Genomic DNA, 17916 nt, shown 5'->3' with positions numbered 1-17916 from the left:
TTTAGAGGTGTAAATGAATAAAATTTTATTATTAGCTGATGGAGTTTATGCGAAAGATTTTTTAAGGAAAATTCATAGCAATAAAACTTTCAAAGAGTCTTTGAGTGTTGTTTATTATAATGATGATAGTGTGGATTTAAGCTTAGAAAATGAACAAATCTCTTTTTATAAGTTTGATCCTACGAGTTTGATTAAGCTAGAAAATTTATTAAAAGAAAAATTCCATCAAGCTATCATTTACATGCAAGAAGAAGCTGATATGCTAGCTTGCTATAAAAATTTAAGAAAATTACACCCAAGATTAAATATAGTTATCATGGATTTATGGAATACTCAAATTGATGATAATTTTTGTGAAGTGATTAATATCTATGATACTTTAAGCACGAGATTAACAGGCTGTTTGGATAATATGCCATCAACTGCTCAATTTATAGGACTTGGGCAAGGTGAGATTATGGAGGTTAGAATTCCTGCAGGATCAAGCTTTGCTTACAGACATATAAGTTCTATTAGTCAAAAACGCTTTAAAATCGTAATGGTTTATAGAAATAATGAATTTATTTTAGCAAGACCTGGGCTTATTTTAATGCCAAATGATAGTATTTTAATCGTAGGCGATCCTAAAGTTTTACAAAGTGTTTTTACTAATGTTAAAACAAGTTTAGGACGCTTTCCATCGCCTTTTGGGGATAATATACTTTGTATTATAGATATGAAAAAAATGAGTGAGTTTGCCATAGAAAAGCTTATTTTTGCAAGCTTGCTTTTGCATATAAGGATTAATAGTAAAAAGCTTTATTTTAAAGTGATTAATCCTACTTTAAATCCTATGTATTATAAACTTAAAGCCTTGCATAAAAATAGTACTGAAGTGATATTTGACTTTGAAAGTACAAATATAAAAAACATTAAACCTTTTATGGAAAATACTAGCATAGGTTTGCTAGTGGTGGAGGATTATCTTTTTGAAAAAGAAAAAAGTTTTCTTTTTACTTTAAAAATTCCTGTGTTAAAAGCAGGTAAAGGGGATTTTGCGGATTTAAAATCATCGGTGGTTTTAAGCTCAAATTTTGAAGATATAGAAGGTATTGCTTCTATTATGCTTGATTTAAATAAGCAAATTCAACTAGGACTTACTTTGTATTATTATGCTTTAAAATTAAACAAAGCCGAAATTTTTGAATATCATCAGTATTTTGAAAGCCTTTCAAAACTTCATGATGAAAAATTACTTTTAATAGAAGAAAAAGAACATAATCCTATCAATAAATTTTCTTATAAACAAAATATATTGCATTTTGTACCATTTAATGAAAAAATTTTAGGTAGTAACTTCAATAAAATTTTAAAAACGGATTTAAATACGATATATTATAAGATGAATAAAAATTATCAATTATTTATACCATCACTGTGAGAAAATAATGCAAGTTAAGGTAAATTTAGATAAAAATACAAGTTATAATGTCTATATAAATGAGCTAGAAAAGTTAAATTTTGATACTAAAGTCGTGATTTTAACTAATGAATTAGTAGCAAAATTACATTTAGATATACTTTTGGAAACAATTCGAGCTAAAGAACTTTTTGTTATAAAAATCAAAGATGGTGAAGAGTATAAAAATTTACAAACTATAGAATATATCTTAGATCAAATGTGTGCTTATAAGTTAGATAGAAAAAGCTTGCTTATAAGCTTTGGTGGTGGGGTGATCTCTGATATGGGTGGTTTTGTAGCAAGTATATATCAAAGAGGGATAGAATTTATCAATATCCCAACAACTTTACTAGCTTGTGTGGATGCAAGTGTGGGCGGTAAAACTGGAGTGAATAATAAATTTGGCAAAAACCTAATAGGTACTTTTTATCAACCAAAAGCGGTGTATTGTGAGAGTAAGTTTTTAAAAACCTTACCTTCAAGAGAACTAGCTGCTGGTATGGCTGAATTTATCAAAATGGCTGTGGTTTTTGATGAAGCAATTTTATCTTTTTTAGAAAATTTAGATGAGGATAAATTTTTAAATGCTAAACTTGATGATATTACCTTGGCTCAAATCATCCAAAAAAGCATAGAGCTTAAAGCTAATGTGGTTTCACAAGATGAAAAAGAAAGTGGCTTAAGAATGCTTTTAAACTATGGGCATACTTTTGCTCATGTTATAGAAAATCAAACAGGGTATAAAAAGTACTTACATGGAGAAGCCGTGGCTATAGGTATGAATATGGCAAATATTCTAGCGTTAAATTTAGGATTATTAAGTAAGCAAGAATGCCAAAGACTACAAAATTTACTTATGAAATTTAAATTACCCATATCTTATAAAATTGCAAATACACAAGAGTTTTATAATGCCTTTTTCTTGGATAAAAAGACACATTTTCAAAAGATTAATTTCATTTTAGCTTGTGGTTTGGGAAAAGCTTGCATAAAAAATGATATAAGCAAAGAAGATATTTTACACACTTTAGAGGTGTTTGTATGAAAAAGATTTTTTTGCTTTTATTTTTACCATTTATAGTGCTTTTAGCACAAGATGATATAGAACATTTAGATCAAAAACTCAATGAATTACATAATAATTTAGCTTACAATACTTGGGTGATTAAATATAATAATTTTAATATTTATAAAAAAACCCAAGATGAGATTTTAGCTTTAGAAAAAGAAAGTTTAAAGGCTAATGAACGCAATAAAAGCATTATAGAAAGGCAAATTTTAATTTTAAAAGAAAGATTAGAGCTTTTAAGTGAGTATAAAAGTGCAAATTTTTCAAAGATGGTTTTAGCACCTGAAGAAGTTGATAAAATAGATAAACTAACTAATCCTTTAGTCATCATTTCAGCATACTCACACATAAAAAAACTACGACGCGATAAAGAAGAATATATTAATCTTTTGAATAGTTTTAAGCAGACTTTAGATGAGCTTATAAAAGAAAATGTTTTGGTTGCTGAGATAGCTAAATTAGCTCCAAGTAAAGAACATGATGAGCATTTAAAAATATCTAATCAAATGGTAAGAGATTTTTTACAAACCTTGCGTTTTGGAGAAATTTCTTATTCTGTGTATGAGAAAAAAATTCAAGAAGAAATTGAGAAAACAACAGCTTCTATTAAAATTCAAGGCGTAAGAGCTTTTAATATAGTTTTGGCTATTATTATCGTTGTAGCCATAGCATTTTTACTCAAATTTATAGCTAGAAAATATATAGGCGATAATGATCGCTTTTATACAGCAAATAAAATCATTAATTTTATTAATATTAATGTGATTATTTTGATTTTGCTTTTTGGGTATATTGAAAATATTAGCTATTTGGTTACTGTGCTTGGTTTTGCTTCTGCTGGTTTGGCTATTGCTATGAAAGATATGTTTATGTCTATGCTTGGTTGGTGTGTGATAGTTTTTGGTGGAAGTTTTAGAGTGGGCGATAGAGTTAGAGTTTTTCAAAACAATACATATTATATCGGTGATATAATCGACATTTCATTTTTAAGAATAACCTTATATGAAGATATTTCTTTACTAACTTATACAGATAATAGAAGAAGTGGTAGGATAATTTTCATACCAAATAATTTTATATTTACTAATCTCATATCAAATTATACTCATCATGGCATGAAGACAGTTTGGGATGGACTTGATATTACTTTAACTTTTGATTCAAATCATCAAAAAGCCTTAGAAATAGTAGAAGAAATCGTTATAAAAGCTTCTAAAGGTTATACAAAAATAGCAAAAGAATCTATGAGTAAGTTAAGAAATGAATACAGCATTAGAAATCCTAAAGTAGAGCCTAGGTTTTTTACATTTTTAGAAGGTTATGGCATGAGAATTTCTGCTTGGTATATGACAAATTCTTATGCGGCTTTGATTTTAAGAAGTAATATAAGTAAAGAGATTATCAATGAATTTAATAAACATGATGATATAAAAATAGCTTATCCATCGCAAAATTTATATATGGCAAAACACGAATTTATAGAAAATAAGGAAGATATTTGAAAAAAAAGGTATATTTTAAAACTTTTGGTTGTAGAACTAATATTTATGATACGCAATTATTAAAAACTTATATTAAAGATCATATTGTTACACAAAACGAGCAAGAAGCTGATGTGATAGTGATAAATTCTTGCACGGTTACAAATGGTGCTGATAGCGGGCTTAGAAGCTATATTAATGGTGTAAAGAAAAATGGAGTTAAGGTTATACTTACAGGCTGTGGTGCTGTAAGCAAGGGAAAGGATTTTTTTGATAAAAAAGAAATTTTTGGAGTTTTAGGAGCTTCTAATAAAGATAAAATTAATGAGTTAATCTCGCAAGATAAAGCCTTTTATGAGCTTGGAAATTTACGCTTTATCGATACAAAAATCGTAAGTAATTATGAAAATCACACTAAAGCTTTTGTAAAAATTCAAGAAGGATGTGACTTTGCTTGTAGTTATTGTATAATCCCAAGTGTTAGAGGTAAATCAAGAAGTATGCCAAGTGAGGAAATAATAAAGCAAATCAAACTTTTGGCTCAAAATGGTTATAGTGAAGTAGTTTTAACGGGTACTAATATAGGAAGTTATGGTTTAAAAGATAAAACTACACTTGGAAAGTTATTACAAGAAATAGGCAAGGTTAATGGTATAAAAAGAGTAAGACTTGGGAGTTTGGAGCCTGCTCAAATTGATGAGAGTTTTAAAGAAATTTTAAATGAGCCTTGGCTTGAAAAGCATTTGCATATTGCCCTACAACACACCCATGAAAAAATGCTACGCATAATGCGTAGAAGATCACACACGCAAAATGATTTAGCACTGTTTAATGAGTTAAGTCAAAAAGGTTTTGCTTTAGGGACAGACTTTATCGTAGCACACCCTGGAGAAAGTGAGTTAATATGGCAAGAAGCTTTAGAAAATTTCAAGCAATTTAAACTTACGCATATTCATGCTTTTATTTTCTCACCGCGTGATGGAACGTATTCTGCTTCTATGAGTGAGCGAATTAATGGTGAAATAGCCAAAGAAAGATTAAATATTTTAAAAGATATAGTCGCACAAAATAATTATGAGTTTAGAAAAAATCAAAAAGGTACTTTAGAAATTTTAGTAGAAAGTAAAAAAGATGATTTTTATGAAGGCTATGATCAATTTTTTAATAAAATCAAAATTACAAGCAAAGAAGATATTGCTAAACAATGGATAAATATTGAAAAATATGAATGCAAAGAAGATTGTAACTATGTAAGGCTAGAGGATGAAAAATAAAAAGATTATCTTAGCTTCATTTTTATTGCTTTGTGTTTTTGTAATAGTTGCGTTTATAAAAAATCAACCTGATTATATTAGTAAAGCTGCTTATGAAGAGCTTTTAGAGCAAAATTTAATTCAAAAAGCCATAGTAGAAAATAATGAAATATTATTAAAAAGCAAAGAAGGAAATTTTTTAATTGCTAAAGATGTAGTAGATTTAAATGCTTTATGGCAAAAAATTCCTTTAGAATATGCTAAAGATTATAATTTAAGTGAGTTTTTTTTGATATTTATTTTGCTTGCTTTTCTTGTAAGTTTTTTACTCTTTCTTAATAAAAAAAGTAAAGATAGACAAAATTTACTTTCTTTAGAAAAAAATATTTTAGAAAAAAATGAACAAAATAGCGCTATACAAGATGTAGTAAGTGAAGTTAAATTTAAAGATGTAGCAGGAGTTGATGAGGTCAAGGTAGAGCTTTTAGAAATTGTTGATTTTTTAAAAAATCCTCAAAAATATAAAGATTTTGGCGTGAAAATGCCAAAAGGTGTTTTACTAGTAGGTCCTCCTGGAGTAGGTAAAACCTTGATAGCAAAAGCAGTAGCAGGTGAGGCTGGGGTACCATTTTTTTATCAAAGTGGGGCTAGTTTTGTAGAAATTTATGTGGGTATGGGCGCAAAAAGAGTTAGAGAGCTTTTTTTAAAAGCTAAATCAAAAGCTCCAAGTATCATTTTTATAGATGAAATTGACGCAGTTGGTAAAAGTAGGGGGGATTTTTCTAATGTAGAAAGAGATAATACGCTAAATCAACTTTTAACTCAAATGGATGGATTTGAAGATAATAGCGGGGTTATAGTAATGGCTGCTACAAATAAAATCGATCTTATGGATAATGCGTTATTAAGATCAGGGCGTTTTGATAGAAGAATTTTTATATCTTTACCTGATTTTAAAGATAGAATGCATATTTTACAAAATTATATGAAAGAAAAAAAATCTAGTGTAGATTTAGAAAAAATTGCAAAAGCTAGTGTGGGTTTTAGCGGAGCAGCTTTAGAGACTTTAGTTAATGAAGCGGCTATTAATGCTATAAGAAGAAAATCAGATTTAATAGAAGAAAATGATTTTTTTGCAGTGCTTAATAAAGTTTTAATGGGTAAAAAAAAGATTTTCTCTCTAAGTGATAAGGAAAGAAAAATTCAAGCCACATATCAAGCAGCTAAAACCTTGTGTGCTTTTTATTTTGATGTTAAATTTGAAAAAATTACCTTAATTGAAGATAGATTTAAAGAGTATGAAAATACCATCAAATCAAAATCAGAATTATTAAATAAAATAAAAGTTTTTCTAGCAGGCTCAGTTGCTATGGAGCTTATTTTTAATGAAAGTTACACTAATGCACAAAGTGATCTTTTAAAGGTTAAAGAATTACTCACTTTTATGGAAACTTTTGCTATGGCAAATGAGGGTTTATTGCAAGAGCAAAAGCAAGAAGTGAAAGAATTTTTAGAATTAATGAAAGAAAAAGTAGTGAGATTAGCTAGTATTCTTTTAGAAAATGAAAAAATAGAAAAACAAGATGTAGAAAAAATCATAATGGAGTAAAAATGGTAAAAATAGGAATTTTAGTACTTTCAGATAGAGCAAGTAGTGGAGTTTATGAAGATAAATCCGGAGTAGAGATAGAAAAAATTTTAGATTCTTATATAAAGAATGAAAAAAGCTTTTATTATGAGCTAATTCCTGATGAGTATGATTTAATCATGGAAAAATTAGCTTATTTAGCAGATGAAGTAAAATGTGATTTGATTTTTACTACAGGAGGTACAGGGCCTGCTTTGCGTGATGTGACACCAGAAGCAACGCAAGCAGTGTGTGATAAAATGCTTCCAGGTTTTGGGGAGTTAATGCGTGCAAAAAGCTTAGAGTATGTACCAACGGCTATACTTTCAAGACAAAGCGCAGGTATAAAAGGAAAATCATTGATTATCAACTTACCGGGTAATCCAAAAGCTATAAGAGAATGCATTGAGCCTATATTTCCTGCTATTCCTTATTGTGTGGATTTAATAGGTGGAGCTTATATTGAAAATAATGAAGAGGTAATTTCTGTATTTAGACCAAAGAAAAAGTAAGTCTAACTAGACTTACTTTGAGGTTTTATAACCTTGCGATAAAAGTGCGTTCATACCACCTTTTAAATTAGTAACTTCTATGTCATTTTGATCTAATAAAGCAGAAGCTTTAGCACTTCTTGAGCCACTTCTACAAACTATAGCGATAGGTTTGTTACTTGAAATCTTTTTAATTTCCTCAACGAAATTTTTATTTACACTGCCATCTTCATTGTAAAAGCTAATTTTAATGGCATTTTTTATAGTACCAGTTTGTGCCCATTCGCTAGGTTTTCTAACATCAATTACTTGATAATTTTCCAAAATATCCGCATTAATATCGATATTTTTCACTTCTGCTAAAACAAAACTAGCACAAAGTGCCAAAGATAAAAATATTTTTTTCATGATCAACCTTCTTTTGTTGCTTCATAACCTTGTGATAAAAGTGCTACCATGCCACCATCTAAATTAGTACATTCTATACCTAGAGCATCTTCTATCATCACAGCAGTATGTTTGCTTCTTGAGCCTGTAGCACATATAAAGGCTATGTTTTTATTTTGATAATCTACTTTTTCTTTAAACTCTTGGATGAAGTTTTCATTCATAAAGCCATTATCATCGCAAAGTGCGATGAGTAAAGCTTCTTTTATAACCCCGCTTTTCCATTCGCTTGGGGTTCTTACATCTATAATGCAAAATTCGTGTAAAACATCTTTAGAAATAGCTATATTTTTCATTTTTCTAAAGCCTTGGAAACGATTTTACTTAAAGCATTGTTAAATTCGCTAGGGTTATCTATACCCATACCTTCACTAAGCTTAGCCATATTTAAAAGAATATGTGCCATTTCATTAGCTAAGATATCATTTTCTTTTAAGGCTTTTAAAATTTCATGATTAGGATTGATTTCAAGTATAGGTTTAACTTGCTGTTCTTGCCCCATTTGTTTAAGAATTTGTTGCATAGCAAAATCAGGTTTATTTTGATCATAAACAATACAACTTGGACTATTTGAAAGTCTTTGACTAAGTTTTACCTCTTCAACTTCATCTTTTAAAACTTCTTTTATTTTGATGAGTAAGCTTGCAAATTCAGCCTTTTGTTCTTCGCTAGTTTCTTCACTAGCTAGATGATTGATAGCGCTAAATTTTAAACCTTCAAATTCATTCATCATAGGCATAACTATGGTATCAATTTCCTCATCAAGTAATAAAACATTGATATTTTTTTGTTTATAGCTTTCAAGTAATGGAGAATTTCTTAAAAGTTTTTCATTTTTTCCGCTGATATAAAAAATTTCATTTTGTCCTTCAGCTAAGTTTTGTTTATACTCTTCAAGATCAATTAATTCTTCTTTATTTGAGTTTTTAAAGTATAAAAGCTTAGCTATAGCGTCTTTATTTTCGCCAAAACCATATAAACCTTCTTTTAAAACTTTTCCAAAATTCTCATGGAATTTAAGATAGTTTTCTTTATCTTTTTCTTTGAATTTTTTAAGTTCTGCTAGGATTTTTTTAACACTTGCTTCTTGAACGCTTTTTAAGATTTTATTTTCTTGCAAGATCTCACGACTAACATTAAGCGGTAAATCTTCTACATCAATAATCCCGCGTACAAATCTTAAATAAGTTGGTAATAATTCTTTATCATCATCGCTGATAAAAACTCTTTTTACATAAAGTTTTAAACCACTTTTATAATCTACTCTATATAAATCAAATGGAGCTTGTGCAGGTATAAAGAATAAAGAATTATACTCTATAGAACCTTCAGCTTTTGTGTGGATATAAAGCATAGGTTTGTTTGAATCATGAAAGTTTTGTTCATAAAATCTTTCATAATCTTCAGCTTTTAAACTTGCTTTATTTTGTCTCCATAAAGCACTTGCTGTGTTAATTTGAGTGTTTTTTAATTCTTTTTTAGGTTCTTTTTCGCCTTCTTCTAGTGGTAAATACTCTTCTTTTTCCATAAAAATAGGAAATTGTATGTGATTTGAGTATTTTTCTACTATACTTTCAATGCGGTATGAGTTTAAAAATTCTTCATCTTTTAAATGTAAGGTTATGCAAGTGCCTTGCTCATCTTTATTTGCATCTTCTATTTCATAACCACTTGCATCAGAAGTCCAAAGATAAGCTTTATCATCTAATGCCTTTTTGCTTAAAACTTCTATTTTAGAAGCCACCATAAAAGCAGAGTAAAAGCCTACACCAAATTGTCCTATAAGTTGAGAGTCTTTTTTGGCATCACCACTTAAATTTTCTAAAAAGCTTTTTGTACCACTTTTGGCAATGGTTCCAAGATGATTGATCAAATCTTCTTTATTCATACCTATACCATTATCGCTTATGGTTAGGGTTTTTGCTTCTTGATTGAAGTTGATTTGAATTTTTGGTTCAAATTTTAAATTTTTATAAGCATCATCACTCACGCTTAAATAACTAAGTTTGTCAAGTGCGTCGCTTGCATTAGAAATAAGCTCTCTTAAAAAAATTTCTTTGTTTGAATACAAAGAATGAATCATAAGTTGTAAAAGTTGATTAACTTCAGTTTGAAATTGCATTTATATCTCCTTTATTTAAAAATTAAAAAACCAATCCATACTGCCAAAAGACAAAGGATAACATTTAAAATAATATTTAGAAAAAAGTGAAAATAATCACCACTTTGCAAAAATAGCAAATTTTCATAAGAAAAAGTTGAAAAAGTCGTAAAAGCACTTAAAAAACCCGTGCTAATTAAACTTTTAGTAAAAATATGCACGCCTTTGGAGTTTGCATAAGAAAAAAACAAGCCCATTAAAAAAGATCCTATGATATTAACAAGTAAAGTGCCATAGGGAAAATCATGTGGAATGATTTTATTAAAAAAGCTACTAGTAAGCATTCTAGATATAGCCCCTAAAAAGCCACCAAAACCTACAGCCAAAACCGTACTAATCAAGCTTTTGACCTTTCGTTATCTAAGATTGTTTGCATTTTTTCTCTAGTTTGATCAAGCCAATCATCTTTACTTGTATCAACAAGATCAAGAAATACTACTTTTAAAACACCACTCTTTGCACTAAAGTTTTGTGTGTCTAAAATTTTAGCTGAATCAACAATTACCACAGGTTGGACTTTTAGATTAAGTTTTTCACTTAAAATTTTAGCTCCAACTTTAAATTTTAAAAGTTTTTGTGTTTTAGATCTTGTACCTTCTGGGAAAATAGCCAAAATTCTATCTTCTTTTAGTCTTTCTTTAGCCTCTTTTAAAAGTTTTACTAGACCCTTTGGACTTCTATCTATACAAATAATTTTAGGCTTTTTAATCAAATTTTTAAAAACGGGGAGTTCACCAAGTTCTTTTTTTGCTATCCAAGATATATTTTTTGGGCATAAATCTTCCAAAACAACTATATCTAACAAGCTTTGGTGATTGATTAAAAGTAAATTAGCTTGAGGATGTATAGATCCTTGGGTTTGAATTTTATAATTTATTATATATTTTTGTAGTTTTGACCATGCTTTTCTGATTTTCCAAATTTTTTCTTGTGATTGCAATAATAAAAAAGCAATACATAAAAATATAATAGATAAAATAAATTCAATCCAAAATATTAAAGCTTTAAATCTTTGATAAATCTTCACTTTTCACCCAGCCTATTTTTCCATTATTAAATAAAATTTTTTTATATTCATCTCTTGAATCTAGCACTTCTACTTCTTGTTTATATTTTCCAGAATAAAAATGAGTTGAGTTTAGAGTTGGTAAAATTTGTACTTTACTTTCAGCTTTTAATATAGCTTTATATATGTTATTTTGGGCTAAAAAACTTGCTATTAGAGCCAAAATTGCTAAACCTAAAGCTACGTAGCTTTTCTTAAATACAAACCATAAAGCAAAAATACCACACAAGCTCCACAAAAACACTTGTTTGTAAAAATTAAAATCATTAGTTTTTGGATTTAAATCACTTTGTGTGCTTATACTATCTTCTTTAAGTTCTATTTTTAAGGAAAAATCTTTTAGTTCTTTAGAATTTAAATTAAAATAAGAAAAATCAAAACGCGTTTTGCTTTTATCTAAAATAGCATAATAAAATCCACTTTGTTTTTCAAAATCGCCTTTAATAGCCTCTACACCTTGTTTTTGAATATCTTTTATATTAAAACTTGCTAGGTTTGTGTTTTCTCCTGCAAGTTCTATAAATAAAATCATATTATCATTATCAAAATGGCTTGCTTTTACTTGTTTTACTTCTAAATTACTTGCAACTATGTGTGAGTATTTGTTAGAAGGAGCGTCGATTTTTTTAAGTCTAATAGGTTTTATAATTATTGATGAGCTTTGAAAAATATGATCATTTCTGCTTAAAGAAACGATGATTTTATTTAAATTGGCATTTAAACTTTTTGCTTCAAACCATAATTTTGTATGATATGAATTAGCCTTTTGCTCCCAAATAGGATTAGGATTAATCCAAAGCATATCGTCATTTTTTTCAAAGCTCACATTTAAATCAAAACTTACATTAGTTGTGGTGATAACCTCAAGATCTATAGCAAAAGCTTCATCTATATAAGCTTCATCAGTGTATTCTTTTGCATTTAATACCAAAGAACCTTGAGGAATAAAATTTTCATCATTGATTTTACTTTCATAATTACTCTCATCGCTTGGAGCGATAGTTTGATAAATTTGTTTAGCTTGATCGTCTAGTTGATTGTAGTTTTTTTCTAAGGTGTTGTAATCTTCAAAAACACTGTTTTCTTGAGCATATAAATTAAGTGCTAGCAAAAAAATACAAAAAACTTTGAAGGTTTTTAGCAATTTAAAAATCCTTCAAGCATTTTAAGTCCTACTTTTGAGCCAAGTATATCATCACACATTCTTTCAGGGTGTGGCATAAGTCCAAAGACTTTTTTATTCTCATCACAAATTCCAGCTATATTGTTTAAAGAGCCATTTGGATTATTGATATATTTTAATAAAATCATATCTTTATCTTCTAGCATTTTAATACCATCTTCGCTATTAAAATAATTTCCTTCTCCGTGAGCAATAGGTAATTCTATAATGTCATTTTTTTGGAAATTTTTCAAAAAAGCATTATTGTTTGATACTACTTGCAATGCTTGTATTTTAGAAATAAAACTTAAGCTATTATTATGTTTCATAGCTCCCTTTAAAAGACCAAGTTCTAATAAAATTTGAAAACCATTGCAAATACCTAGGACATATCCACCTTTTTGTACATGTTCTTTAAGTGTTTTCATAGCAGGAGCAAGTTTTGCAATAGCTGCGCATCTTAAATAATCTCCATAAGAAAATCCACCTGGTAAAACGATTAAATCTGCACTAAAATCTTGTCTTTCATGCCAAATGATTTCAGTTTTTACGCCTAGTTTTTCAAAAGCATAAGTTGTATCAAACTCACAATTAGTTCCAGGAAAACGAATAATAGCTACTTTCATAATATTATCTCATAATCTTCTATCACAGTATTTGCAAGTAATTCTTTACACATTAAATCAACTTGTTTTAAAGCTTCTTCTTTATCATCACAAGCTATATCAAAGCTAATTTGTTTTGAGGTTTTAACATTTGCAATATTATTAAAATCTAAAGAATGCAAAGCCTTTTCTATGGCTTTGCCTTGAGGATCTAAAACCCCATTTTTTAGTGTGATGTTTACGGTTACTTTCATTATTTTTCCTAACTTAAAATTCTTTTTAATACTTCTTCATAAGCCATTTTTACATTGCCTAAGTCTTGTCTAAAGCGGTCTTTGTCTAATTTTTCATTAGTTTTACTATCCCAAAATCTACAACTATCAGGACTAATCTCATCAGCTAAGATCATATTTCCTTCACTATCAATACCAAATTCTAATTTAAAATCAATTAATCTTAAACCTTTAGATTCAAAGAATTTGACTAAGATAGAATTGATATGTCTTGCAGTTTTTTTGATTAGCTCTAAATCTTTTTCACTTTTTACTAAATTTAAAATCAAGCAATGCTCATCATTGATAATAGGATCGCCCAAATCATCATTTTTATAACAAAACTCAACTACAGCAAAAGGTAAAATTGTGCCTTCTTTAATGCCTAATCTTTTTGTCAAAGATCCTGTAGCTACATTTCTAGTAATAACTTCAATGGGTATAATATCACATTTTTTAACAATTTGTTCTTTATCGCTGATAGTTTCTACTAGATGTGTTTTGATACCTTCTTTTTCTAAAAGATGAAAAATTTCAGTACTAATTTTACAATTTAATGCACCTTTTCCCGCTTCGTTACCTTTTTTCTCTGCATTAAAAGCAGTTAAATCATCTTTAAATTCTGTGATGAGTAAATTCTCATCATCAGTTTTAAACATTTTTTTACCTTTTCCCTCATATAAAAGGTTTAGTTTTGTTGCCATTTTACTCTCCTTTTGTGATGTTTAAAATTTTGATTGCATCAATTGCTGTTTTTAGCTGTATATCATTATTAATTTGTTCTTTGGTGATGATATTTTTATCTTCTTTATTGTCTTTTTTCTTTTCTTGATGTCCGATTTTATCTAGTTCAGCTTGTAAGTGTTTTTTTAGATCACTTTCTTTGATTTCAAAGCCATGATTTTCTTCTTTACTTACTTTTCCTGGGAATACTTCTATATCAGGACTAACCCCGACAGCTTGTATGGTTCTACCACTTGGTAAATAATATTTTGCTATAGTAAGTCTTAAGCCTTCTTTACCTTTTTCATCCATAGGTAATATAAGTTGTACGCTACCTTTTCCAAAGGTTTTTTCACCCACTATAATAGCGCGTTTAAAATCTTGTAAAGCCCCGCTTACAATCTCACTTGCACTCGCACTACCACCATTTACAAGTACTACTAAAGGCGCGTTGGTGATTTTTTTACTAGGGTTTGCTTTAAATTCTACATTCTCACTTTCTATTTTTCCTTTTTGTGAGACAATTACTCCTTTATCTACAAAAAGATTTACTAAACCTACAGCTTGATTTAAAATGCCACCTGGGTTGGTTCTAAGATCTAGTATAATTCCTTTTACATTAGAATATTTTTTGATTGCTTTACTAGCTTCATCTACGACATTTTTATCAAAATTAGTCACTCTTAAATAAAGCAAGTTTTCATTTTCGATTAGTTTTGTATAAACACTATCTACTTTTATAATATCTCTTTTTAAATTGACATCAAATGGTTTTGCATCGCCTTTTCTATAGATAGTTAGAGTAACCTTTGTCTTAGGTTCTCCACGCATTTTAGAAACAGCTTCATTTAAAGTCATACCTAAGGTTGATTCGTTATTAATTCTTAAAATAATATCATCAGTTTTAATGCCTGCTTTATCTGCTGGGCTTCCTTCTATAGGGGCTACAACACTAATTGCTCCATCTTTTTGCGTAATAGTAAAGCCAAGTCCTCCAAATTCTCCATTAGTTTGTTCTTTAAGTTCTTTATAGCCTTTTTCATCTAAGAAAGAAGAATGAGCATCTAAATTTGTTAGCAAACCTGCTATGGATTTATCAACCAAATCTGTATAATTAACATCATCAACATAGTATTGTTCTATGATGGACATGGTTCTTGTGAGTTTAGATAAAGCTTCTATTTTCTTTTCTGCTTCACTAGGAGCGGGGTTTTTAGCTTGTAAATTAGTAAAAATAAAAGAAGCGGTTATTAAACTACAAATGCTAGCTGCGATAATAAGATTTCTTTTTGTCTTCAAAGGAAAAACTCCAAAATAAATATGAATTCATAAAATAATTATCTAATTTTAGTTATTTTTGCTTAAAAAATCGTAAATAAAGTAAATATTTTTATGATATTAGTGTGTATATATAAAAAATTATTTATAAATATAACTAAATAAACTTGACAATAATAGACTAAAGCTATATAATACACTTCATATAAAAGTAAAAAGGAGTAAAAATGGCAAATATACAAGATTTTTTAACAGATTCTATGCTTTCAAATATAGAAAGTGCGATTTCTTTGGCCATTCATTCTAAGAATAGTGAAATAAAACCTTTGCATTTATTATGGGCTTTAAGTGTTGATAGTTCAAGTTTGCTAAATCAAGTTTTTAATAAATTAAATGTTTCTAAAGAGGCATTTGAGTTAGAAGTAAAAAGTAAAATTTCATCTTTTCCTACTAGCTCAAATGTAAATAAAGATAATATTAAATTTTCAAATGAATTTATTAATTCTTTAGAAAAAGCAAAAGGCTTGGCTTTAGAAAACAAAGATAGCTATTTGGCTGTGGATATGTGGCTTGTTTCAGAAAGTACGAACGGGGTTATTAAAGAACTTTTATCTAAATTTGTAGATTTAAATGAATTTAAAAAAGAATTAGAATTTATTAGAGCTGGAGCTAAAATAGAAACTAAAACAAGCGATGAAACGCTTGATTCTTTGTCTAAATTTGGTATTGATTTGACTATGAAAGCTAAAAACAATGAGCTTGATCCTGTTATAGGTAGAGAAGAAGAAATTCAAAGATTAATGCAAATTTTAATCAGAAAAACTAAAAATAATCCTATTTTATTAGGTGAGCCAGGAGTGGGTAAAACTGCTGTAGTAGAAGCTTTAGCACAAAGAATAGTAAAAAAAGATGTTCCTACTTCATTGCAAAATAAAAAAGTCATAGCTTTGGATATGAGTGCTTTAATAGCAGGAGCAAAATACAGAGGTGAATTTGAAGATAGATTAAAAGCTGTTGTAAATGAAGTAATAAAACATAAAAATATAATTTTATTTATAGATGAAATTCACACCATTGTAGGTGCGGGTGCAAATGAAGGAAGTATGGATGCGGCAAATATTTTAAAACCTGCTTTAGCAAGAGGTGAGCTTCATACTATAGGTGCTACAACCTTAAAAGAATATAGAAAATATTTTGAAAAAGACGCAGCTTTACAAAGAAGATTTCAACCTGTAAATGTAGCTGAGCCTAGCGTAAATGAAGCTTTGGCTATGCTTAGAGGTATAAAAGAAAAATTAGAAATTCATCATAATGTAACTATTAATGATAGTGCCTTAGTAGCAGCTGCAAAGCTATCTAAGCGTTATATAGCTAATAGATTTTTACCTGATAAGGCGATTGATTTAATTGATGAGGCCGCAGCGGAATTAAAAATGCAAATAGAAAGTGAGCCAAATTCATTAAGAAAGGTTAGAAAGCAAATTGAAAGCTTAGAAGTAGAAAATGAAGCTTTAAAAATGGAAGAAAATGAAGCTAACGAAAAAAGATTAGAAGAAATTAAAAAAGAACTAGCAAATTTAAAAGAAGAACAAATCAAACTTAATGCCAAATTTGAAAATGAAAAAGCAGTATTTAATGGCATAAGTGCGAAGAAAAAAGAAATCGATACTTTAAAAAATGAAGCTATTTTGGCTAAAAATAAAGGAGATTTCCAAAAGGCTGCTGAAATAGAATATGGCAAAATTTTAGAGTGCGAAAAAGAGGTATTAAATTTAGAAGAAAAATGGAAACAAATGACCCAAGAAGGAGTTTTGCTTAAAAATCAAGTAGATGAGGATTTAGTAGCAGGTATTTTAAGCAAATGGACAGGTATTAGCGTGCAAAAAATGCTTACTTCTGAAAAGCAAAAATATTTACACATTCAAGAGTATTTACAAGAAAGCGTCGTAGGACAAGATGAGGCTTTAAGTGCCTTGGCTAGAGCTATTAAGCGTAATAAAGCAGGGCTAAATCAAGCAACTAAGCCTATAGGAAGCTTTTTATTTTTAGGTCCAACTGGAGTAGGTAAAACAGAAAGCGCTAAGGCTTTGGCTAAATTTTTATTTGATGATGAAAAAGCTATGGTGCGTTTTGATATGAGTGAATTTATGGAAAAACATAGCGTATCAAGACTTTTAGGTGCACCTCCAGGGTATATAGGGTATGAAGAAGGCGGGGAGTTAACCGAAGCTGTTAGAAGAAAGCCTTATAGTGTGATTTTGTTTGATGAAGTAGAAAAAGCTCATAAGGATGTATTTAATATACTTTTGGGAATTTTAGATGATGGTAGGGCTACAGATAGTAAAGGTGTAACAGTTGATTTTACTAATACTATCATTATCTTAACCTCTAATATAGGTGCAAATTTTATCATGGAATTAAAGGGTGAAGAAAGAGAAAAAGCTATCAAGGAAGCTCTTAGAAGCTTTTTTAGACCTGAGTTTTTAAATCGTTTAGATGATATTATCACTTTTAATCCTTTAGGGGAAAGTGAAGCTAAAAAAATAGTTAAATTACTTTTTAATACCTTGCAAAAAAATCTTGAAAATAGAGGTATTAAAGCAAGCTTGAGTGATAATGCTGCTAGGTTAATAACAAAGATTGGTTTTGATGTTGATTTTGGTGCAAGACCGTTAAAAAGAGCTTTATATGACATGGTAGAAGATAAATTAAGTGATATGATATTATCCGATGAATTAAATGAAAATGATGAGATTATTATAGATTCTAAAGATGATGAGATTGTCATTATTAAACAATAAGCAAGTATTATACTTGCTTATTTTAGAGTAAAAATCTCC

General features: G+C 28.9%; 17 protein-coding genes. 7 read left to right on the top strand and 10 right to left on the bottom strand.

All coding sequences use genetic code 11. The features are described 5' to 3' along the window. The first annotated feature begins 13 nt into the window (after positions 1-13). From CAMP18497_RS05515 to mog, 6 genes are read left to right on the top strand one after another with little or no spacing between them, the layout of a single operon-like run. Complete coding sequence (locus CAMP18497_RS05515) at positions 14-1420, top strand: COG3400 family protein (RefSeq protein ID WP_263676810.1); 1407 nt, start codon at positions 14-16, stop codon at positions 1418-1420. A gap of 7 nt (positions 1421-1427) precedes the next feature. After that, positions 1428-2486, top strand: coding sequence for a 3-dehydroquinate synthase (gene aroB, locus CAMP18497_RS05510; protein WP_337212999.1), 1059 nt, complete (start codon positions 1428-1430; stop codon positions 2484-2486). Beyond that, positions 2483-4012 carry a mechanosensitive ion channel domain-containing protein gene (locus CAMP18497_RS05505; RefSeq protein ID WP_337212997.1) on the top strand — a complete coding sequence of 510 codons (1530 nt, stop codon included), beginning with the start codon at positions 2483-2485 and terminating at the stop codon, positions 4010-4012. The genes aroB and CAMP18497_RS05505 overlap by 4 nt, the downstream gene beginning before the upstream one ends. After that, entirely contained in the window at positions 4009-5265 is a 1257-nt protein-coding gene (mtaB, locus tag CAMP18497_RS05500; protein WP_263676808.1) for a tRNA (N(6)-L-threonylcarbamoyladenosine(37)-C(2))-methylthiotransferase MtaB, read from the top strand. Before CAMP18497_RS05505 ends, mtaB begins: the two co-directional genes overlap by 4 nt. Further along, positions 5255-6853, top strand: a complete 1599-nt coding sequence (locus CAMP18497_RS05495; RefSeq protein ID WP_337212994.1) for an AAA family ATPase — start codon at positions 5255-5257, stop codon at positions 6851-6853. The genes mtaB and CAMP18497_RS05495 overlap by 11 nt, the downstream gene beginning before the upstream one ends. 2 nt (positions 6854-6855) lie before the next feature. Next, positions 6856-7383: a molybdopterin adenylyltransferase gene (gene mog, locus CAMP18497_RS05490; RefSeq protein ID WP_263676804.1), complete on the top strand. Its 528-nt coding sequence runs from the start codon at positions 6856-6858 to the stop codon at positions 7381-7383. Positions 7384-7395: 12 nt separating this feature from the next. On the opposite strand, the gene CAMP18497_RS05485 is transcribed toward mog, so the two are convergent. The 10 genes from CAMP18497_RS05485 to CAMP18497_RS05440 are packed head-to-tail and all read right to left on the bottom strand — an operon-like array spanning position 7396 to position 15097. Continuing rightward, positions 7396-7770 carry a rhodanese-like domain-containing protein gene (locus tag CAMP18497_RS05485; protein WP_337212992.1) on the bottom strand — a complete coding sequence of 125 codons (375 nt, stop codon included), beginning with the start codon at positions 7768-7770 and terminating at the stop codon, positions 7396-7398. Between the two features lie 2 nt (positions 7771-7772). Continuing rightward, positions 7773-8105 (bottom strand): rhodanese-like domain-containing protein, encoded by a 333-nt coding sequence (locus CAMP18497_RS05480; RefSeq protein ID WP_337212989.1) that lies wholly within the window; start codon positions 8103-8105, stop codon positions 7773-7775. Further along, positions 8102-9931 (bottom strand): molecular chaperone HtpG, encoded by a 1830-nt coding sequence (htpG, locus tag CAMP18497_RS05475; protein ID WP_337212987.1) that lies wholly within the window; start codon positions 9929-9931, stop codon positions 8102-8104. Before htpG ends, CAMP18497_RS05480 begins: the two co-directional genes overlap by 4 nt. Before the next feature lie 11 nt (positions 9932-9942). Continuing rightward, entirely contained in the window at positions 9943-10311 is a 369-nt protein-coding gene (crcB, locus tag CAMP18497_RS05470; protein ID WP_039668336.1) for a fluoride efflux transporter CrcB, read from the bottom strand. After that, the gene (locus CAMP18497_RS05465) at positions 10308-10997 is read right to left on the bottom strand and encodes a lysophospholipid acyltransferase family protein (RefSeq protein WP_337212984.1); all 690 of its coding nucleotides are present in this window, start codon (positions 10995-10997) and stop codon (positions 10308-10310) included. The genes crcB and CAMP18497_RS05465 overlap by 4 nt, the downstream gene beginning before the upstream one ends. Next, positions 10975-12180: a hypothetical protein gene (locus tag CAMP18497_RS05460; protein WP_337212982.1), complete on the bottom strand. Its 1206-nt coding sequence runs from the start codon at positions 12178-12180 to the stop codon at positions 10975-10977. The genes CAMP18497_RS05465 and CAMP18497_RS05460 overlap by 23 nt, the downstream gene beginning before the upstream one ends. Further along, positions 12174-12824, bottom strand: coding sequence for a phosphoribosylformylglycinamidine synthase I (gene purQ / locus CAMP18497_RS05455; protein ID WP_337212980.1), 651 nt, complete (start codon positions 12822-12824; stop codon positions 12174-12176). Before purQ ends, CAMP18497_RS05460 begins: the two co-directional genes overlap by 7 nt. Further along, complete coding sequence (gene purS, locus CAMP18497_RS05450; protein WP_039618190.1) at positions 12821-13057, bottom strand: phosphoribosylformylglycinamidine synthase subunit PurS; 237 nt, start codon at positions 13055-13057, stop codon at positions 12821-12823. Before purS ends, purQ begins: the two co-directional genes overlap by 4 nt. 8 nt (positions 13058-13065) lie before the next feature. Continuing rightward, positions 13066-13779, bottom strand: a complete 714-nt coding sequence (purC, locus tag CAMP18497_RS05445; protein WP_337212977.1) for a phosphoribosylaminoimidazolesuccinocarboxamide synthase — start codon at positions 13777-13779, stop codon at positions 13066-13068. 1 nt (position 13780) lies between these two features. Further along, positions 13781-15097, bottom strand: coding sequence for a S41 family peptidase (locus CAMP18497_RS05440; protein WP_337212975.1), 1317 nt, complete (start codon positions 15095-15097; stop codon positions 13781-13783). Between the two features lie 206 nt (positions 15098-15303). On the opposite strand from CAMP18497_RS05440, the gene CAMP18497_RS05435 reads away from it, so the two are divergent. Beyond that, a complete protein-coding gene (locus tag CAMP18497_RS05435) occupies positions 15304-17877 on the top strand; it encodes an ATP-dependent Clp protease ATP-binding subunit (protein WP_337212973.1) in 2574 nt (857 codons plus the stop codon). The last annotated feature ends 39 nt before the right edge of the window (positions 17878-17916 follow it).

Source organism: Campylobacter sp. W0066.1 (assembly GCF_024723635.1).
GTDB lineage: Bacteria > Campylobacterota > Campylobacteria > Campylobacterales > Campylobacteraceae > Campylobacter_D > Campylobacter_D lari_C.
This window is presented reverse-complemented; position numbering and strand designations above follow the sequence as displayed.

Bases quoted from the DNA above. Each gene is read 5' to 3' on its own strand.
- CAMP18497_RS05495 (WP_337212994.1), top strand. From the start codon at position 5,255: ATGAAAAATAAAAAGATTATCTTAGCTTCATTTTTATTGCTTTGTGTT.
- CAMP18497_RS05435 (WP_337212973.1), top strand. From the start codon at position 15,304: ATGGCAAATATACAAGATTTTTTAACAGATTCTATGCTTTCAAATATA.
- purQ (WP_337212980.1), bottom strand. From the start codon at position 12,824: ATGAAAGTAGCTATTATTCGTTTTCCTGGAACTAATTGTGAGTTTGAT.
- htpG (WP_337212987.1), bottom strand. From the start codon at position 9,931: ATGCAATTTCAAACTGAAGTTAATCAACTTTTACAACTTATGATTCAT.
- purC (WP_337212977.1), bottom strand. From the start codon at position 13,779: ATGGCAACAAAACTAAACCTTTTATATGAGGGAAAAGGTAAAAAAATG.
- CAMP18497_RS05480 (WP_337212989.1), bottom strand. From the start codon at position 8,105: ATGAAAAATATAGCTATTTCTAAAGATGTTTTACACGAATTTTGCATT.
- CAMP18497_RS05485 (WP_337212992.1), bottom strand. From the start codon at position 7,770: ATGAAAAAAATATTTTTATCTTTGGCACTTTGTGCTAGTTTTGTTTTA.
- aroB (WP_337212999.1), top strand. From the start codon at position 1,428: ATGCAAGTTAAGGTAAATTTAGATAAAAATACAAGTTATAATGTCTAT.
- CAMP18497_RS05515 (WP_263676810.1), top strand. From the start codon at position 14: ATGAATAAAATTTTATTATTAGCTGATGGAGTTTATGCGAAAGATTTT.
- CAMP18497_RS05505 (WP_337212997.1), top strand. From the start codon at position 2,483: ATGAAAAAGATTTTTTTGCTTTTATTTTTACCATTTATAGTGCTTTTA.
- purS (WP_039618190.1), bottom strand. From the start codon at position 13,057: ATGAAAGTAACCGTAAACATCACACTAAAAAATGGGGTTTTAGATCCT.
- mog (WP_263676804.1), top strand. From the start codon at position 6,856: ATGGTAAAAATAGGAATTTTAGTACTTTCAGATAGAGCAAGTAGTGGA.